Consider the following 18,481-nt stretch of genomic DNA (forward strand, 5'->3'; position numbering starts at 1 on the left):
GGAGAACATAATGTTAAAGACAAATATTGAGCTGAAACCAAAAGTGGAAGCGTTTTTAAATGAAGAAATTAAAATGTTTATTAATGGCGAATTTGTTTCTGCTATTGGCGGAAAGACGTTTGAAACATACAATCCAGCAACAGAAGATGTTCTAGCAGTCGTATGTGAAGCGCAAGAAGAGGATATTGATGCTGCAGTAAAAGCAGCAAGATCTGCATTTAAATCTGGTCCGTGGGCAGAAATGACTACTGCTGAAAGAGCGCATCTTATTTATAAGTTAGCAGATTTAATTGAAGAACATAGAGAAGAATTAGCGCAACTAGAAGCTTTAGATAATGGAAAGCCATATCAAGTAGCACTTGATGATGATATTTCAGCGACTGTAGAAAATTATCGTTATTACGCAGGATGGGCTACAAAAATTATTGGGCAAACAATCCCAATTTCAAAAGATTACTTAAATTACACGAGACATGAACCTGTAGGTGTTGTAGGTCAGATTATTCCGTGGAACTTTCCGCTCGTTATGTCTTCTTGGAAAATGGGAGCTGCACTGGCGACAGGTTGTACGATCGTATTAAAACCAGCAGAGCAAACACCTTTATCCTTACTATATACAGCAAAACTCTTTAAAGAGGCTGGATTTCCAAACGGTGTTGTAAACTTTGTACCAGGCTTTGGTCCTGAAGCAGGAGCAGCAATTGTAAATCATCATGACATTGATAAAGTTGCTTTTACAGGATCTACTGTTACAGGAAAGTATATTATGCGTCAGTCTGCAGAAATGATTAAGCATGTAACGTTAGAGCTTGGCGGCAAATCACCAAATATCATTTTAGAAGATGCGGACTTGGAAGAAGCAATTAATGGTGCATTCCAAGGTATTATGTATAATCACGGTCAAAATTGTAGCGCAGGATCACGTGTATTTGTTCATCGTAAACATTATGAAACTGTAGTAGATGCACTTGTGAAAATGGCGAACAACGTAAAACTTGGAGCAGGTATGGAGAAAGGAACGGAAATGGGTCCACTCGTATCTAAGAAACAACAAGAGCGTGTGTTACATTACATTGAGCAAGGGAAGAAAGAAGGTGCTACAGTGGCGGCTGGTGGCGAACGTGCGCTTGAAAAAGGTTATTTCGTTAAACCAACTGTATTCACAGATGTTACAGACGATATGACAATCGTTAAGGAAGAAATATTTGGACCAGTTGTTGTTGTACTTCCATTTGATTCGACAGAAGAAGTAATTGAACGAGCGAACAACTCATCTTATGGCCTTGCTGCGGGTGTATGGACGCAAAATATCAAAACGGGTCATCAAGTGGCAAATAAATTAAAAGCAGGAACAGTGTGGATTAATGATTATAACTTAGAAAATGCAGCTGCACCATTTGGTGGATACAAACAATCTGGTATTGGCCGCGAATTAGGTTCATATGCGCTTGATAATTATACAGAAGTGAAAAGTGTTTGGGTAAATATAAAGTAATAGGGTGTTTTACTGACAAAAATTGAGGGATGAAATAATGAAAGATGCGGACAACTAGAAAGTTTGATAATAGTTGTCCGTTTTCTTATATACAAAATTGCTTTTCCAAAGAATGATAAGGGGGATTTGGATGGAGAATTTAGTAGAATGGTTAGTAGGGCAAGTGTGGAGTATCGGTTTAGTTGTTTTTGCATTAGGGGCAGGCGTATATTTCACGATTGCAACACGTTTTTTGCAAATTCGTTATTTTAAAGAGATGATTAAACTATTATTTGAAGGAAAGAGTTCAGAGACGGGAATATCATCTTTTCAGGCATTTTGTTTAGCCTTATCAGGAAGAGTTGGAATTGGTAATATCGCAGGGGTAGCGACAGCGATCGCTTTCGGCGGGCCTGGAGCTGTATTTTGGATGTGGGTAATGGCTTTGTTAGGGGCAGCGAGTGCGTTTGTTGAATCAACATTATCTCAAGTATACAAAAGTAAAGTAGGGAATGAATATCGCGGCGGTACTCCATATTTCATTGAGAAAGGTTTAAAAATGAAATGGTTTGCAGTCATTGTAGCGGTAGTTGTAACACTTTCATATGGCATGTTATTACCAGGTATTCAATCTAGTAGTATCGCAGTTGGATTCGAAAACTCTAATGGTATTAACAAATATATAACTGGTATATTTTTAGTCGTGTTACTAGCGGCAATTATTTTTGGTGGTGTAAAGAGAATTGCTGGCGTTTCTCAAATGCTTGTTCCATTTATGGCAATTGGTTATGTAATTGTTACATGTATCATATTAATTGCGAATGTAACGGAGATTCCAAGTATGTTTGCTTTAATTTTCTCTAGCGCATTTGGTGTAAATGAAATGTTTGGTGGAATTGTTGGTGCAGCTATTGCATGGGGTGTAAAACGTGCTGTATTTTCAAACGTTGCTGGTGTCGGAGAAGCGACGTATAGTTCGGCTGCTGCTGAAGTATCGCATCCTGCAAAACAAGGATTAGTTCAAGCGTTTTCCGTATATATCGATACAATTGTCGTATGTACAGCGACAGCTCTTATGATATTAATTACAGGTATGTATAATGTTATACCTGAAGGGAAAAGCGCTATTGTAAAAAACATAGGAAATGTGGAAGCAGGTCCAATTTATACGCAACAAGCAGTTGAAACTGTGATGACAGGGTTTGGTCCAATATTTATTTCAATTGCAATTTTCTTTTTTGCATTTACAACGTTACTCGCTTATTACTATATCGCTGAAACGACACTTACTTATTTAGATCGTCAATTGAAGTATGGCTGGTTAAAACCAGTTTTAAAATTTGGATTTTTAATTATGGTTTACATCGGTAGTGTTGAATCAGCGTCGCTTTTATGGAATCTCGGAGATTTAGGAATCGGTAGTATGGCATGGTTAAACTTAATCGCGATTCTATTATTAAGTAAAATCGCATTAAAAGTGTTAAAAGACTATGAAACGCAGAAAAAAGAAGGGAAAGATCCAGTATTTAATCCTAAAAATGTGGGGATTGAAGGATTAACATTTTGGGAAGAAAGAAGTAAAGAGGTTGAAAGAAAAAGTTCTAGAGAAAAAGTTATTGTAGATGATAATTTAAAATTATAACGTAAATTAACTGAAAATTCTTAATTTAAAAGAGGGTATATTGCCTCCATTTCATCGCATACTACAATAGGTATGGATAATATGACTGGAGGGAATAAGATGGAACATGAGCAACATAGTTCGATAAATGATATTCTACATCATTATAAAGAAGGTATAGGTAGTTTTACAAATCAAATTCCTGAAATCGCTGAGACATATAATGCGTTCACGCAAGCTTGTTTTCAAGAGGGTGCTTTAACAAAAAGAGAAAAACAACTTATTGCATTAGGAATTAGTTTAGCAACGCAAGATGAGTATTGTACAATTTATCATACAAAAGGTTGTCTTGATCAAGGATGTTCGGATAAAGAGATTCTGGAAGCATGTGGTGTTTCAGCAGCATTTGCTGGCGGAGCTGCGATGAGTCAAGCGGTAACTTTAGTGCAAGAGTGTTTAACAGAACTGAAAAATCAAAAGCATTGAATAAAAAACGTTTTAAACTTTATGTTTAAAACGTTTTTTATGTGAAATTAAATTTGAGTATAAAAATTATCTAGGATGGGTTCAATTTTTATCGTTTTCAATTTGTATTCAATTTAATATTCTATATCTTCATAAATAGATTTTCCTACATCAGGAAGAACTGTGTATATACTCTTACCGATTAAAGCTTCTAATTCTTTCTTAATCGCATAAAACCCTTTCCAATGTAAAGATGTATGAGATGTTGTACCATGACGCAAACCAACGGAAATTAATCTTCTTTCCAGCGTAGTAAAGCCATCTGCGTCAGCAAGAGCGTCACAAAGAGTAATTACTTTATTATATAAGTCGTAGTTACTATGTTCATTCAATATTGCAACTAACCGGCTTTTCATATGGTGAGGAACGAGACTCCACTCCGCTGCGATATCTATATGTTCATTTTTGCATGGGAATGAGTGTGTCACACAAATAACAGCGTTTCCTGTATACCCTAAATCATTCATATACATATAACCATCATAGGAATGAATGACCGATTTGGTAAAACCTTTGTATCTTCCGATATCATGCAAAAGGGCAGCATTATATGCTATGTCAGCATCTAGCTTGTACCCTTTTTTTATAAGTTCTATAATTATGTTTTCAGTTGCTTGAGCAACATGTAGTGAATGTTCAAACCAAGGGCCCGGGTTTTGTTCATATGCCCATACGAGTAATTCTTTTGCGTACGTTCTATCTAATATATATTTCATATCGTTATCCTTTCAAAAAAAATCATATCTTAATATAAATTCATCTTATTATTTCATTATTCCTTCTTTAAAAATTGTTACAATGAAACAAAAGGGGGAAAAGTAATGCGAAATTTAGTAATTGAAGAAATTAAGAAACTAGAAAATGATATGGAAGAACTTTCGAAACTTTTGAAAATGGTTGTAAATGATGGGGCATCAATTGGTTTTTTGCCTCCACTGGAACAAAAAGACGCAACAAAGTATTGGCAAACAGTATTAGCGCCAGAAGTGATATTGTATGTGGCTAAAATAAACAACGAAGTAGCAGGGAGTATTCAATTACAATTAGTTACAAAGCCTAACGGAATTCATAGAGCCGAGATTTGTAAATTAATGACTCATCCAAACTTTAGACGTAACGGTATTGGACGATCGCTTATGCAAAAAGCAGAGGAACGAGCAAAGCAAGAAAACAGGTCTCTTTTAGTATTAGATACTAGAGAAGGAGATCCTTCCAATAAATTGTACAAATCACTAGACTACCAAGAAGTTGGAACAATACCAGGGTATGCAATTTCTCCGAATGGAAAGTTAGATGCTACGGTTATTTATTATAAAAACATTTAAGATATAATCAAACGGGGAGAGTGCTTAATTATTAGTAAGTGAATAATAAACAACTATTTTTAACACAGTCTATATTTTTCTGGCGGTGTTAAAATAGTTAATTATAATCTAATTAACGCACTAAATGAATTTGAGAAAGTTTTTAGAGGGTTCTTTTAGTAATGATTCTCGTCTTATAATAAATGTAGAGAAGATGACTAGCCAACTATAGTTATTTTCGCTTTATTATCGGAAGGGGATGAAAGTATGAAAAAGAATAGTTTACAAAAGATGAAGAAAGTTATTTTAAGTGGTGGAGTATTACTTACGGGATTATTAACATTTGGATTTTCAGAAAAGGCTTCAGCTCATGGATATGTAGAATCACCAGCGAGCCGATCTTATTTATGTAAGCAAGGGGTAAATGTAAATTGTGGACCGATTCAATATGAACCACAAAGCGTAGAAGGGATAGGTGGATTTCCGCAACTAGGACCTTCTGATGGACAAATTGCAGGGGCTGGTCATTTTCCCGCTTTAGATGTTCAAACTGTAGATAGGTGGAAGAAAGTTACGTTAAATGGCGGGATGAATACATTCAAGTGGAAACTAACGGCTCCTCATAGTACAAAAGAATGGAAATATTATATTACGAAAAAAGGTTGGAATCCAAATAAACCTTTAACGCGATCAGATTTAGATTTAGTGCCATTCTATGTAAAAAATGACGGTGGAGCTAGACCAGGGACAACAGTAACGCACGAAGCAAATGTACCAACTGACCGTAGTGGGTACCATCTTATTTTAGCTGTTTGGGAAATTGCAGACACTGGAAATGCGTTTTATCAAGTTATAGATGTAAACCTTTTGAATAATGGCTTATCCTCAAATTTCGCTTTTAACAATGTAGTGCAAGCTCCTACACTATTTTAATTGAAACATACATTTCGATCATCTAATTCATTTTAGATGATTTTTTTTATGAAAATGATGAAAAATATAGAAGAAAGTGCAATTATTTATAAAAAAATATGCTTTAAATATTGTCATATTTGCTTCTTTAAGATATCCTTTTCATGAAGAGGTGGAAAACATGGAAAAAGTACTAGTTTTCGGGCATAAAAACCCAGATACAGATGCAATTTGTTCTGCAATTGCTTATGCAGAATTGAAAAAAGAATTAGGAATGAATGCTGAGCCTGTACGTTTAGGCGAAATCAGCGGTGAAACTCAATTTGCGTTAGACTATTTTAAAGTAGAAGGACCGCGTTTTGTTGAGACAGTAGCAAGCGAAGTGGACAACGTTATTTTAGTTGACCATAACGAGCGTCAACAAAGTGCTAACGATATCGAATCAGTTCGTGTGTTAGAAGTTATTGACCATCACCGTATTGCTAACTTTGAAACAAGCGATCCTATATACTATCGTTGTGAGCCAGTTGGATGTACAGCTACAATCTTAAACAAAATGTACAAAGAAAATGGCGTTACAATTCGTAAAGAAGTTGCAGGTTTAATGTTATCTGCAATTATTTCAGATTCTTTACTATTCAAATCTCCAACTTGCACAGAACAAGACGTAGCAGCTGCTCGTGAATTAGCGGAAATCGCTGGTGTAGATGCTGATAGCTACGGCTTAGAAATGTTAAAAGCTGGTGCTGACTTAAGCGGAAAAACAATGGAGCAATTAATCTCTCTTGACGCTAAAGAATTCCAAATGGGTAATGCGAAAGTTGAAATCGCACAAGTAAACGCTGTTGATACAAACGACGTTCTTGTACACCAAGCGGAACTTGAAAAAGTAATCTCTGCAGTAGTAGAAGAGAAAGGTTTAGACCTATTCTTATTCGTTGTAACTGATATCTTAACTAACAATTCTGTCGGTCTTGCGATCGGTAAAGCAGCAAACGTTGTTGAGAAAGCATACAACGTATCACTAGAAAACAACACAGCTACTTTAAAAGGTGTTGTATCTCGTAAAAAACAAATCGTACCAGTATTAACAGAAGCATTCCAAGCTTAATTTTATTGAGTACACATAAACAGCAAGGACAAGTAGTCAGATTGGCTACTTGTCCTTTTTTATCTCGAAAAAACAGAAAATTAAAAACGGGAGGATTGTGTATGTTGAATGATTTGGAGAGTAAATTACAGTCACTTTTAGAGCGAAATATTACGTCGGTTTCAGAATTAGAGAGCTGGCTTTCGGAGGAGCTGCGTTTAAACGCAGAAATAGAAGAAGAGTTAACGATCAATTTAATCGCTATGTATAGAGATACAAAAGATAGTAATATACGTGATATACATATGTATAACCAAAATGAAATTCAGCCACTTTTAAAAAGATACAATGCAAAATTTGACCAGAAATTTAGAGATTGTCCGTTTTCTGATTTATTAGATGAGCAGAAATATGGATTTATGAAAAAAGCAAGATTTGTGAAGAGTGAAATGTTTAATGAAAAGAACATAGCGCTTTCCGTTAAAGAGCAAGAACTTATTACGAAATATAGAGAAATAATGTCTAACATATCTATTAATTGGGAAGGCGAGCAAAAGACGTATGCATACGTAAAAGCAAGGATAGATAACCCAAATAGAGCTATTCGTGAAAAAGCTTGGTACGCTTTATGCGAAGCAAGAAGTATAGTAAAAATAGAAATAGATTGTATTATGAAGGAACTCGTACAATTGCGGAATCAGATGGCTTTAAATGCAGGGTTTAATAATTATAGTGAGTATGCCTTTAAACAAAAAAATAGAGATTACAGTATTGAAGATTGTTATAAGTTTCATGAGTCGATAGAAAAGTGTGTTGTACCAATTTGGAAACAGTTAGGAAGTCTTTTTAAAAAGAATCTTGATGTAAAAACGTATCGTCCTTGGGATCTTGCTCCTTGTAATTTGCAAAAATCTTCATTTGAAAATTACATTGATTTATTGGATGGGGTTGAAGAAATGTTTCGGAAGACAGATTCATGTTTTCATGAGGAATTTACTCATATAAGGGAAGCGGGATTAATTGACGTACAAGAACGGAAAAATAAAGCATCAGGAGCTGCTTGCTTTACCTTACCTCATAGTAAAGACGTTTTTATTTATTCTAATTTTAGTCCTTCATTTTATGCAATTCATGCATTAATACATGAATTGGGGCATGCATTACATTTTTATAAACAATTTAACAATGAAAGTAGTATGCAGGAAAGATACCTTCGTGAAGAGGTGGCGGAACTTTATTCCCTTAGCCTGGAGTTATTATTAATGGATAAGCTTACTATTTTTTATACGCAAGAGGATGATTATAAAGAAGTACAGCGAGTTCAATTATATCGTACTTTATCGTTATTAATATCGTCAGTTTCAGGAGATGTATTCCAGCACTGGCTTTATACAAATCCAAATCATTCACCAGAAGAGCGAGATGAGAAATATATTGAACTATGTAAAAGGTATCAATATTCATCAGTTGATATTGCAGGAGTAGAGAATGAAATTGGTTCTAGTTGGTTCGAGTCATTTCACTTTGTTCAGTTTCCTTTTTATAAAATTGAATATGCAATTGCACAAATAGGAGCGATTCAATTGTTTCAAATTTATCGAGAGAATCCGGAACAAGCGATTACTTTCTTTAAAGAGGGAGCGAGTTCAGATTGGAATTTATCTATACAGGAAATATATATAAATACAGGTGTTGCGTTTGACTTTTCGGAAGAAAGGATACAAAGTACTGCAAGGGCTATTTTAGATTTGATTAACGAATTAAAATAAGGATAGCGTTAGCTATCCTTACAATTGTTTATTCGTAAGATTTTTTCTTGTTTATATAAAATGTGATTATCGCAGTAATGAAGAAAATAGGTATCGCATACACTTGCCCAACAAATAACTTCCAGCCGACATAATTGTAGCCTTCAGATGCTGGGATGATAACGGAAATAACGCAAACGATAAAATAGACTAATAGTGCAGGGATAATATTTTTCATTTTTACGAACCTCCTTTTTAATTTTTATTATTACATCATAATATTACAATTTATTTTTATTATTTTGAAGAAAAAAAGAAAAATTTTTATGGTATTATAATATTTGCATTGAGAGTGATCTATAGTACTTATATGGTAAAATGTGTAATTAAAACTTTCAGAATTATTATATAGTATTTCGAGAGAAAAATGTACAAAATAATGGATTTTATTTATTGAAGTAAAGGGAGTAGAAATATATATGAAAAGGCTATGTATAATTCCATGTGGAAAAAAGAAAATTTGGGATAAGCATTCAAACTACGGACCGATGGAAGCAAAAGATGTATATATTAGTCCGTTCGGAAAAGCATGTCAGGCGTACGCATCCATGTTTTTCGAAAACTGGGTTATATTATCAGCGAAACATGGATTTTTAAGGCCAAATGATATTGTATTAAAAAACTATGATCTTGCATTTGATTCAAAAAGCGATGAGGTAATAAGTATAGAGAAATTACAAAAACAGATGGTAGATAAAAGTTTACTACAGTTTGACGAAATCGTCTTACTAGCAGGGAAGAAGCATAAAAAAGTAGTGACAAAGTTATATCCAGAAGAAATGATTACATATCCGCTAGAGGGGTGTAAAGGAATTGGGTATATGTTGCAGAGGTTAAAAGAGGCAGTGAAGGAGGAGGCGGAAATATAGGTATAGTTTCGGTCACCATGATCTTAAACTTTATTTAGGGAACTAAAACGTAAAATAGAGTTATTAAGCATCGCCAAAAAGGTGATGCTTTTTTGTTCGTGTTACCATTCAAGTTAATACAATTTAGAGAATAAAGAATCCGATTTGTGAAGTGACATCTCTTTTTTTAATCGAAAACGAATTGCCTTCACTTTTAGAAAATGTAGGACGTATTGGTGCAGTTAAGATTGTAAGTGGGAATAGCAATGAGACAAGTTTTGAATAGGATATTAAGAAAGGAGATGTTGATGAATAATGGCCAGATATAGTTTGCACGGAGGACACAATAGTATTGTTCAAGGTGCTAATTTTGGGAATCGGAGAGAACACGTTCTGGATAGGCAAGTTAAAGATGCTGTGGCGGCTAAGTTAAGAGCCTTGGGACACACGGTTTATGACGATACGGACGAGGTAGGGACAACTCAATCACAAAATTTAAATAATATTATTCGTAAAAGCAATTCCCATGCTGTGGATTTAGTTATTTCTTTTCATCTTAATGCGAGCAATGGAAATGGACAGGGTGTTGAGGTTCTGTATTATGATCAGAAAGACTTGGCGGCTAAAATCTCAGCTCAACTAGCAAAAGATATTGGATGGCGTGATCGAGGTGCGAAACAGCGTACAGATTTAGCGGTATTAAATGGGACGAAAGCACCTGCTATTCTTATAGAATTAGGATTTATTGACAATGAATCCGACATGGCAAAATGGAATGTTGATAAAATCGCTAATTCTATTGTATTTGCTCTTACAGGACAAACTGGAGGAGTTGCAGTGGATTTGCTCAAAGTAAAAACTGGCGGTGTAGCATTTAGTAATTTACAAGCTTTGGCTCAAGCGATGGTTGATGCGGGTATTGATGGACAAATTGTCGTTCAGAAAGATGGCATTGGTTATGCTATAACGAATGGTTACCCGGCTGGAAATATCGATAAATTTACAGCTTGGTTAGATTCACGTAAGTGGTACTATGAGTATGTGAGATAAGACTAATTATTATATAATCTTCTAACTCTACTTATGATATGGAGAAAATAGACTAATATACAAGCCTTTGTATACTTTCAAACATAGAATATGATGAATTCTATTTAGGAGGAAGTATATTCATGAGGAATACTTGTCATTGTGGGCATTCCCGAAATTGTAATAAATTTTGGGATGATTTAATGTTTGGGAGATGTAGATGTAAATGCAGAGATTTTCACGAATGTTGTTGCAAAGAGAAACCGAAATGTGAGTGTGAAAAATGTCATTGTAAAACAAAACCGAAATGCCATTGTAGGGATGAAGAGGAAGGGGATTAATAATAAAAAAGAGTACGATACGTACTCTTTTTTTGGGGGGAATTATAATCCATCTTGAATAGATTTCTTTACAATTACCCATGTGTCTTTCTTTTTAACCGTTATAGCTACATTAGTTCCATTAGATTCCTTATAAAAGATATATCCATTGTTTGAGTTTACATATGTTACTGGTTCGCCTATGCAATCTCGCGAGCAGGATTTGTTGACCAGTTCAATTAGGGATAGTTCGCTTGGATCGGTTTTACTTGCTTCTATAACAGCATCAAGGCTTGTTTTTCGATAACCTTGCAAGTTTATATGAAAAAGCTGCTCTATTTCTCCTGTAATGCTAGTGTTCATTACTTCTACTGAATTCTTTTTTTCTTGAAGAAATCCTTTTTCATAAAGTAATTTTGTATAGCCAATCCATGCTATTAACACTAGCATGAAAAACATACCCGTCAGTTTAAGTATTCGAAGTCGTTTGCTTATAATTGTTTCTGAGTATTTCATTCAGTCTAATCCTCCAATGTTTTTAATTTAAAATATGCTTGGATACATACTTTTAGAAGAGGATGAAAGTTAATGAGTTTTCAATAAAAAAGAAAACATCTAGAGTTAGATGCTTTCTTTTTTTTGTATTTTTCGCTATCTGTTCGTTACTTGTTTCATAAGTGGTCTTATTTCTTTAACTGGTGGTTTCTTATCATAGGCATCAACGTAAGAAAAGTAGTAGTTTAAGTTTCTTAGAAGACCTTTTCCTATTTTGGCACTTAAGAAAGGAAATACTTGTCCGGTATAATCATCGAGAGATTTACAGTAATATTTTTCATCTAAATATATACTGTATTTACATGTTAGTTCTACTAAAGGATTCCCTTCATCATCAAATACTTCTTTAGAACCAATAATATCTATTAGTGCAAATTTTTCATTTAAGTAAACTTTCTTTTTTTTCTCGTGTTTATTTGTAAGTATAAAAACGAGACCAATCGCGTTAATCAAACTATTTCCTCCTATAAAAAACGGATATTAATAAAATATATCGATATAAGCTAAATGTAAAGAGGAGAGGTGAAATATCATGGAGAGAAAACTAAATAAGCCGATTTATGTTTGGAAATCGACTTATTTTTATTAAGTATTACTTAGTAGTAATACCTACTCTGATTAAAGTTTTACTTTATTGAAATACTTGCGGGAATTGTTTTACGATTGCGTTTGTTATCATGTCGGCCATTTCTAATGCTTCTTTTTCAATTTTATCGTAAAGTTTTACTCCTGCTTCATAATCTTTATTTAGGAATGCCAGTGCTTCTGCCTTAGTTAGTGCTAAATGTTCATAAAACATTTTTCTAAATTCTTCTTTATCTATATATGGGTTGATACTGTTAAGAAATTGAGTAATTTCATCACCATTAGCGTACCATTTTTTCTCTATAGCGGCCGCTGCATTTTGATCACCAGCTTTTGCGGATTTAACAAGATCCGCTGCAATTACTAAGTGATCTTTAATTAATGCACTATATTTTTTCACTGCATCCTCACCGTAAAATGGTTCAAGTGATAGACCCATATGTGTTGCGTTTTGTAGAAGCCGTCCAACAGTAACGTTAACATCTGGTAAATTAAATACAATACTTATAATAGCCAATCTCGTCCAAGCGACGTGTTGTTCCCATAAAGAACGCATATACCCTTTTAAAAAATTCTCGTTTTTACTAATTCGGTAGTTACGTACGGATAAATCATAGTTTACATAAGGATTATGATAGGGGGAGTAATACGATTGCCAATAAGAATACATAAATAGTAACACTCCTTTGAACATGTATAACTCAAAGTATGATAAATATTTATTTTTAGTTACGTGTCCTAGATTATTTTTAGGGAATTTGAAATGGAGAAATTCAACGAATGATGTTGTGGTATATATGAATAAAATGAATATAAAGTAAAAGAGAGTCTGCAAGGGAAGTTGCAGACCCTCAAAAGGGTATTGCCGAGATGTCGGACTCGACTACGTAATGTTATCATAAAATTCTTTTGAAAAAACCTGGTAAATGTGTCCAAATGAAATTGGTACCGTCATAAAGTCAAAGGGACCTGCTTCCCGCGGCAGGCCCCATTAACTAGATAATGTCGATGAGCAAAAACTCATCTGGAGTACTTTTATAGTAACAAGTAAAATGTGTTTTGTGTATTGAGAAAGAAGAATTGCATAATTATATGTGAACAATTTAAATCCCAACGATTTATGATTATCATTAATTGTTGGGATTTAAATATAGTTATAAAATGGAGAAAAGACTTGGAAGTGGGATTGAAGTGCACAGAAGTATGTAATCATGAAAAAGACCTGCTAATATAAGCAGGTCAACTTAAGGGGTTTATCCAACAGATTATTATATATGGTAACAACTGAATTGTAGTAAGTCTATACGTTTAATATTGAGAAAACTTCTGTGAATGATACATTTTTTGCGCATATATTAACGTCTAAAAAGTTGAGAAAGAAAATGTAAAAGCTTTTTATAAGAGAATAATGGCTGGTACTTATAGTATGATTCATATTTCCACGCATCATTATTAGAGAATTGGAGTTGTGTTGTTTTCTTTTTTGTTGTGATGGAACTCATATTACGATGTTTCATATAGAAACCTCCTGAATTTATATGTATACGATTAGTAGTATTCAAGAAAGGGAAATAAAATGAATATTTAAATTGAAACTCTTTCTTCATGTGTACTGGATTTACGTTATAAATGTTGTAAAACATATAAAACACGGATGCTAATTCATATTAAATATAGAATAATGAAAAAACAATAAGCATTTATTCATCCCTTTCAAGTCGTATAAGTGATTGATATAATAGAAGTAGATGAAAGATAAAGAAAAGCAGGTGACTCTTTTTTGTTTACTAAAGCACAAGAACTTTTAGCGTCCTACTTTGGTTATTCTTCGTTTCGAAGAGGACAAGATGAAACAATTAAAAATGTACTAGATGGGAAAGATACAGTTTGTATTATGCCAACAGGTGGCGGTAAGTCGATTTGTTATCAAATTCCGGCATTAGTATTTGAAGGAACGACGTTGGTTATATCCCCTTTAATATCACTTATGAAGGATCAAGTAGATACATTGGTACAGAATGGCATTTCAGCTACATATATTAATAGTTCTATTTCTATTGCTGAAGCAAATCAGCGAATTCAATTAGCGAAACAAGGACATTACAAGTTACTTTATGTGGCGCCTGAGCGTCTTGATTCGATGGAGTTTGTTGACCAACTTATCGATATGAAAATCCCTATGATTGCGATTGATGAAGCACACTGTATTTCACAGTGGGGACATGATTTCCGTCCAAGTTATTTACATATACATCGCATTTTAGATTATCTTCCAGAAAAACCGCTCGTATTAGCATTAACAGCAACAGCAACACCGCAAGTACGTGAAGATATTTGTAACACACTTGAAATTAATCAAGAAAATACAATTATGACAACGTTTGAGCGAGAGAACTTATCGTTTTCTGTCATTAAAGGACAAGATCGAAATGCATATTTGGCGGATTATATTCGTCAAAATCAAAAGGAATCTGGGATTATATATGCAGCTACTAGAAAAGTAGTCGATCAGTTATATGAAGATTTAATGAAGGCAGGAGTTTCTGTATCAAAATATCATGCTGGTATGAGTGATAGTGATCGAAATGAGCAACAAGAACTCTTTTTACGAGATGAAGTAAGTGTAATGGTAGCAACATCTGCATTCGGGATGGGTATTGATAAATCGAATATTCGTTACGTAATTCATTATCAGCTTCCAAAAAATATGGAAAGTTACTATCAAGAAGCGGGACGTGCTGGTCGTGATGGATTAGATAGTACATGTATATTGTTATATTCTTCTCAAGATGTACAAGTACAGCGGTTTTTAATTGATCAATCAACTGGAGAATCACGTTTTTCAAATGAACTTGAAAAATTGCAAAATATGACCGATTACTGTCATACTGAACAATGTTTACAATCATTCATTTTGCAATACTTTGGAGAAGAACCGAAAGAAGATTGTGGACGCTGTGGTAATTGTACAGACAATCGCGAGAGCATCGATGTGACAAGGGAATCACAAATGGTTTTATCATGCATGATTAGAACGAACCAACGCTTTGGAAAGCAAATGATAGCGCAAGTATTAACGGGGTCGAAAAATAAGAAAGTTATTGAATTTAATTTTCATACTTTACCAACGTATGGGCTTTTATCGAACCGTAGTGTAAAAGAGGTCAGTGAGTTTATTGAGTTTTTAATTTCAGATGAGTTAATTGCAGTTGAACATGGCACTTATCCGACGTTAAAAGTAACAGAAAAAGGGAAAGAAGTATTACTTGGTAAAGAGAATGTTTTACGAAAAGAACGAGTAGAGACAAGACAAATTGTTCAAGACCATCCTTTATTTGAAGTGCTTCGTGAAGTACGTAAAGAAATTGCACAAGGAGAAGGTGTACCTCCGTTCGTTATTTTCTCTGACCAAACGTTGAAAGATATGTGCGTGAAAATGCCGCAAAGTGATTCCGAATTGTTGACGGTAAAAGGTATCGGAGAACACAAACTTGTGAAATATGGCTCGCACTTCTTACAAGCAGTTCAGCATTTTATTGAAGAAAATCCAAATTATGCTGAAACGATTAAGACAGAAGTAGTTTCAGAGCGTAAAAAGTCAGGAAAAGCGTCCGCAAATTCTCATTTAGAAACGTATGAAATGTATAAACAAGGTATTGATTTGAATGAGATTGCAAAAGAACGCAACTTATCAAGACAAACAATCGAAAACCATTTAATTCGCTGCTACGAGGATGGAATGGAAGTAGAGTGGCAAAGTTTTGTTCCATCAGAGTATGAATCTCTTATTGAAACTGCCGTTCAAAATGCAGAGGGTGGTCTGAAATCTATTAAAGAACAGCTTCCGAATGAAGTGAGTTACTTTATGATTCGTGCTTATTTACAAATAAGAAAGTAGAGACATATAAAGGGGATAAGAATTTATGTATCATGTTTTCGTTTATGGCACGTTAAGAAGAGGACAAACGAATGCTCATTATATGCTAGGTGCAACATGCATTGCAGACAGAGCTTGGACATATGGAAAATTATTTGATACGAACGAAGGATATCCGGCCATGACTTATTCGATTGAAGAAAAGGTGTATGGAGAAGTTTATGTAGTAAATGATGAGATATTGTGTAAGTTAGATGAACTAGAAGAATATACAGGTAATGCGGAGACTGATTTATATGATCGAATCACGCAAACAGTATATGTTGCTGATAGGGAAATTGAGGCATATGTGTATATCGCTCAAGATAAAAAGATGATATTGAAAGTTATTGATTCTGGTGACTGGATGGAGTATCAAAAAGAAAAATAAGAGTAGCTAAAGAGTAGATAGTGGAATAATCCATTATCTATTTTTTATACTTTCACTTTCAAAATTCTTATTATTTTGATAAATTGTAAGTGTAGGGAAATCAAAAGGAGGATTTTTCATGGGGATTAGAAATTTAGTTTCTCACCTGTAACAGAAAAATAATTTGCAGGAGGAGAATAATAATGAACGAATTAAATGTAAAAGAATTTTATAAAAAACAATTTGAACTAATGAGCTATGATATAAATAATGAAAATTGGTTACAGGAAGTTGCTAAAGAAGTGCAAGAACAAGTTGGATATCCAATTCAGACGATGTTAGAATTAGGAGCTGGAAATGGCGGATTCGCAAGGGCGATGTCTAATTTGAATGTAAAAATGACTACTGTTGAGCTTGTACCGGAGTTAGCTATGTTTGCAAAAGAACATTCTACTAATGACATTGAGGTTTATTGCGCCGATTTTTATAAAATTAACTTTAAAGAAAAGTTTGATGTTGTTAGTTATTTAGATGGATTTGGTGTAGGAACAGATGAGGAACAATTATTTTTATTAAAGCGTATAAATAACTGGTTGAAAGATGATGGATGTGCACTTATTGATATTTATCAACCGTTATATTGGGAAAAAGCCAATGGACAAGAAATGCTGATAGGTTCTGCAATGCGAAAGTATGAATATGATAGTGAAAATGCAAGAATGCTAGACCATTGGTGGGAAATAGATTCTTCAAATGATATCGTGACACAATCTTTACGCTGCTATGCTGTAGATGAGATTAGTAATTTATGTGCCGAGGCTCATTTAAGTATAGTTGGGATTTTCCCAGGAGGAGCGTATGATTTTGAAGCTGGGAAATATGAAGAGCAATCATCTTTAAATGAATGTTTATCATATCGAGTAAAAGTGAAAAAGAGTAGGGATTAAATCCTTACTCTTTTTACTTTTATTGTGTGAATAATTATCGTTCTCTTTTTATTCTTATAGTTCTTAGTACGATTCCAATTCCGAGAAATAAAACAGTAGCAGCGACCCCGCTAATAGGATTTAACCAAAAATCACTACTGTTTGTAAGAGTAATAATCCCTGTTATTGTAACTAAAACAGTAGGAACAGCATCCTCGATCGCATGCATGATAACGCATGGCCAGACAGATTTTGTAAGTCTATATATTTCAACATACATAATTGACCAACAAACCATAAGGATACAGCCAGATAAAAGCATATTTAATCTTGAGATAGATTCAAAATATTCATTTGGCAAAAAGACTATATAATATGCAGCATGCCAAAGTGCCCAAATTAAACCAGAAATAATATAAATGTACCAATCGTTTAGATTTAGTTCAATCAACTTTGGAGTTAAATAACCACGCCAAGAAAACTCTTCAAAAATATTTTTAATAAAGTTACCAATAGTAGACATGACTATGAGTGACAATAACGTGGATATATCAAAACTAGAAATATGAACTACTCCAAAAATGAGCGATATGCTTATCGTTATTACTGTAACGAATGGATAAATAAGTAGTGCAGTGAAATACCATATAAAGTTTCCTTTCAAATTTGGCTTGATGCCAAAATCATTCCAATCTCGGCTAATAACTCTAAGTAAAATGCTTACGAGGAAAGGTAATATTAGCCATAACCCCATACCTAAAGTGTTTCCTGCAGGTTGATTTGTTAGAAGAGAATCTAGAAATACCCCAATCCATCCACTGGCCAAAACAGTTAATACAAAAATAAGTAAATATAACTTTAGTGATTTCTTTTTCGCGAATTTCATTTGAATAGACTCCTTTACTTTTATTTAGCCTACTATTTGTGGGCAGTAAAACCCCCTTATAAAATTTTCACTTTATGTATCTTTGATTTTTACATTGTTTGTCAATATATAAATTAAATAGGTCACAAATAGAAAGAGGTATTTTTTGTATGCATCACTATACTATATGTGTAGTGATGTGATTTAGATGTTGTATATATCTTTAAAATTAGAAAGATAAAAAGTAAGTTTTTTCGGAAAATTTAATTGGAAACTATTGACTTTACAATTGAATTTTTAATACAATGGTATTTCGACTGAAAAATTAGAACG

Annotated in this window: 19 protein-coding genes; 13 read left to right on the forward strand and 6 right to left on the reverse strand. The window is 33.9% G+C overall.

The annotated features are described in order from the left end of the window. Nucleotides 1-10 precede the first annotated feature (10 nt). The 3 genes from MRP26_RS15295 to MRP26_RS15305 all read left to right on the forward strand — a co-directional run bounded on the left by MRP26_RS15295 (nucleotide 11) and on the right by MRP26_RS15305 (nucleotide 3,581). Nucleotides 11-1,495: an aldehyde dehydrogenase family protein gene (locus MRP26_RS15295; RefSeq protein ID WP_000920978.1), complete on the forward strand. Its 1,485-nt coding sequence runs from the start codon at nucleotides 11-13 to the stop codon at nucleotides 1,493-1,495. Nucleotides 1,496-1,625: 130 nt separating this feature from the next. Next, nucleotides 1,626-3,116, forward strand: a complete 1,491-nt coding sequence (locus MRP26_RS15300) for an alanine/glycine:cation symporter family protein (RefSeq protein WP_006920613.1) — start codon at nucleotides 1,626-1,628, stop codon at nucleotides 3,114-3,116. Between the two features lie 72 nt (nucleotides 3,117-3,188). Beyond that, nucleotides 3,189-3,581 (forward strand): carboxymuconolactone decarboxylase family protein, encoded by a 393-nt coding sequence (locus tag MRP26_RS15305; RefSeq protein WP_001999958.1) that lies wholly within the window; start codon nucleotides 3,189-3,191, stop codon nucleotides 3,579-3,581. A gap of 113 nt (nucleotides 3,582-3,694) precedes the next feature. Here MRP26_RS15305 and MRP26_RS15310 read toward each other — a convergent pair whose 3' ends face one another. Further along, entirely contained in the window at nucleotides 3,695-4,336 is a 642-nt protein-coding gene (locus tag MRP26_RS15310) for an HD domain-containing protein (RefSeq protein ID WP_242806267.1), read from the reverse strand. A 105-nt stretch (nucleotides 4,337-4,441) separates the two neighbouring features. Here MRP26_RS15310 and MRP26_RS15315 point away from each other — a divergent pair, with 105 nt between their 5' ends. The 4 genes from MRP26_RS15315 (at nucleotide 4,442) to MRP26_RS15330 (ending at nucleotide 8,695) form a co-directional block, all read left to right on the forward strand. Beyond that, nucleotides 4,442-4,945: a GNAT family N-acetyltransferase gene (locus tag MRP26_RS15315; protein ID WP_001245255.1), complete on the forward strand. Its 504-nt coding sequence runs from the start codon at nucleotides 4,442-4,444 to the stop codon at nucleotides 4,943-4,945. Nucleotides 4,946-5,191: 246 nt separating this feature from the next. Then, nucleotides 5,192-5,857, forward strand: a complete 666-nt coding sequence (locus MRP26_RS15320) for a lytic polysaccharide monooxygenase (RefSeq protein ID WP_053564225.1) — start codon at nucleotides 5,192-5,194, stop codon at nucleotides 5,855-5,857. Between the two features lie 160 nt (nucleotides 5,858-6,017). After that, the gene (gene ppaC, locus MRP26_RS15325; protein ID WP_242806268.1) at nucleotides 6,018-6,947 is read left to right on the forward strand and encodes a manganese-dependent inorganic pyrophosphatase; all 930 of its coding nucleotides are present in this window, start codon (nucleotides 6,018-6,020) and stop codon (nucleotides 6,945-6,947) included. A 101-nt stretch (nucleotides 6,948-7,048) separates the two neighbouring features. Further along, on the forward strand, nucleotides 7,049-8,695 hold the full coding sequence (locus MRP26_RS15330; protein ID WP_078400760.1) for a M3 family oligoendopeptidase: 1,647 nt from the start codon (nucleotides 7,049-7,051) through the stop codon (nucleotides 8,693-8,695). A gap of 28 nt (nucleotides 8,696-8,723) precedes the next feature. Here the strand turns inward: MRP26_RS15330 and MRP26_RS15335 are convergent, their stop codons facing one another. Next, the gene (locus tag MRP26_RS15335) at nucleotides 8,724-8,912 is read right to left on the reverse strand and encodes a DUF4017 family protein (protein WP_000789485.1); all 189 of its coding nucleotides are present in this window, start codon (nucleotides 8,910-8,912) and stop codon (nucleotides 8,724-8,726) included. A 241-nt stretch (nucleotides 8,913-9,153) separates the two neighbouring features. On the opposite strand from MRP26_RS15335, the gene MRP26_RS15340 reads away from it, so the two are divergent. The 3 genes from MRP26_RS15340 to MRP26_RS15350 all read left to right on the forward strand — a co-directional run bounded on the left by MRP26_RS15340 (nucleotide 9,154) and on the right by MRP26_RS15350 (nucleotide 11,010). Further along, the gene (locus MRP26_RS15340; protein WP_000824876.1) at nucleotides 9,154-9,603 is read left to right on the forward strand and encodes a DUF6884 domain-containing protein; all 450 of its coding nucleotides are present in this window, start codon (nucleotides 9,154-9,156) and stop codon (nucleotides 9,601-9,603) included. A gap of 294 nt (nucleotides 9,604-9,897) precedes the next feature. Further along, nucleotides 9,898-10,632: an N-acetylmuramoyl-L-alanine amidase gene (locus tag MRP26_RS15345; RefSeq protein WP_197242577.1), complete on the forward strand. Its 735-nt coding sequence runs from the start codon at nucleotides 9,898-9,900 to the stop codon at nucleotides 10,630-10,632. Between the two features lie 186 nt (nucleotides 10,633-10,818). After that, the gene (locus MRP26_RS15350) at nucleotides 10,819-11,010 is read left to right on the forward strand and encodes a hypothetical protein (RefSeq protein ID WP_000502998.1); all 192 of its coding nucleotides are present in this window, start codon (nucleotides 10,819-10,821) and stop codon (nucleotides 11,008-11,010) included. Here the strand turns inward: MRP26_RS15350 and MRP26_RS15355 are convergent. The 3 genes from MRP26_RS15355 to MRP26_RS15365 all read right to left on the reverse strand — a co-directional run bounded on the left by MRP26_RS15355 (nucleotide 10,995) and on the right by MRP26_RS15365 (nucleotide 12,741). Next, entirely contained in the window at nucleotides 10,995-11,447 is a 453-nt protein-coding gene (locus MRP26_RS15355; RefSeq protein ID WP_069355751.1) for a hypothetical protein, read from the reverse strand. The genes MRP26_RS15350 and MRP26_RS15355 overlap by 16 nt on opposite strands. A gap of 135 nt (nucleotides 11,448-11,582) precedes the next feature. Then, complete coding sequence (locus MRP26_RS15360) at nucleotides 11,583-11,939, reverse strand: cytoplasmic protein (protein ID WP_197242574.1); 357 nt, start codon at nucleotides 11,937-11,939, stop codon at nucleotides 11,583-11,585. A 178-nt stretch (nucleotides 11,940-12,117) separates the two neighbouring features. Next, nucleotides 12,118-12,741, reverse strand: coding sequence for an acetylglutamate kinase (locus MRP26_RS15365; RefSeq protein ID WP_197242573.1), 624 nt, complete (start codon nucleotides 12,739-12,741; stop codon nucleotides 12,118-12,120). A 1,110-nt stretch (nucleotides 12,742-13,851) separates the two neighbouring features. Between MRP26_RS15365 and recQ the strand changes: the two genes are divergently transcribed. The 3 genes from recQ (at nucleotide 13,852) to MRP26_RS15380 (ending at nucleotide 17,304) form a co-directional block, all read left to right on the forward strand. Next, nucleotides 13,852-15,969: a DNA helicase RecQ gene (recQ, locus tag MRP26_RS15370; RefSeq protein ID WP_000494276.1), complete on the forward strand. Its 2,118-nt coding sequence runs from the start codon at nucleotides 13,852-13,854 to the stop codon at nucleotides 15,967-15,969. A gap of 25 nt (nucleotides 15,970-15,994) precedes the next feature. Continuing rightward, entirely contained in the window at nucleotides 15,995-16,378 is a 384-nt protein-coding gene (locus tag MRP26_RS15375) for a gamma-glutamylcyclotransferase family protein (protein ID WP_000274900.1), read from the forward strand. Nucleotides 16,379-16,560: 182 nt separating this feature from the next. After that, entirely contained in the window at nucleotides 16,561-17,304 is a 744-nt protein-coding gene (locus MRP26_RS15380) for a class I SAM-dependent methyltransferase (protein ID WP_095690721.1), read from the forward strand. Between the two features lie 34 nt (nucleotides 17,305-17,338). Here MRP26_RS15380 and MRP26_RS15385 read toward each other — a convergent pair whose 3' ends face one another. Then, nucleotides 17,339-18,169 carry a CPBP family glutamic-type intramembrane protease gene (locus MRP26_RS15385; protein WP_242806270.1) on the reverse strand — a complete coding sequence of 277 codons (831 nt, stop codon included), beginning with the start codon at nucleotides 18,167-18,169 and terminating at the stop codon, nucleotides 17,339-17,341. Nucleotides 18,170-18,481: the final 312 nt, after the last annotated feature.

The sequence above is a fragment of the Bacillus sp. CCB-MMP212 genome (assembly GCF_022748145.1).
GTDB classification, from domain to species: domain Bacteria; phylum Bacillota; class Bacilli; order Bacillales; family Bacillaceae_G; genus Bacillus_A; species Bacillus_A cereus.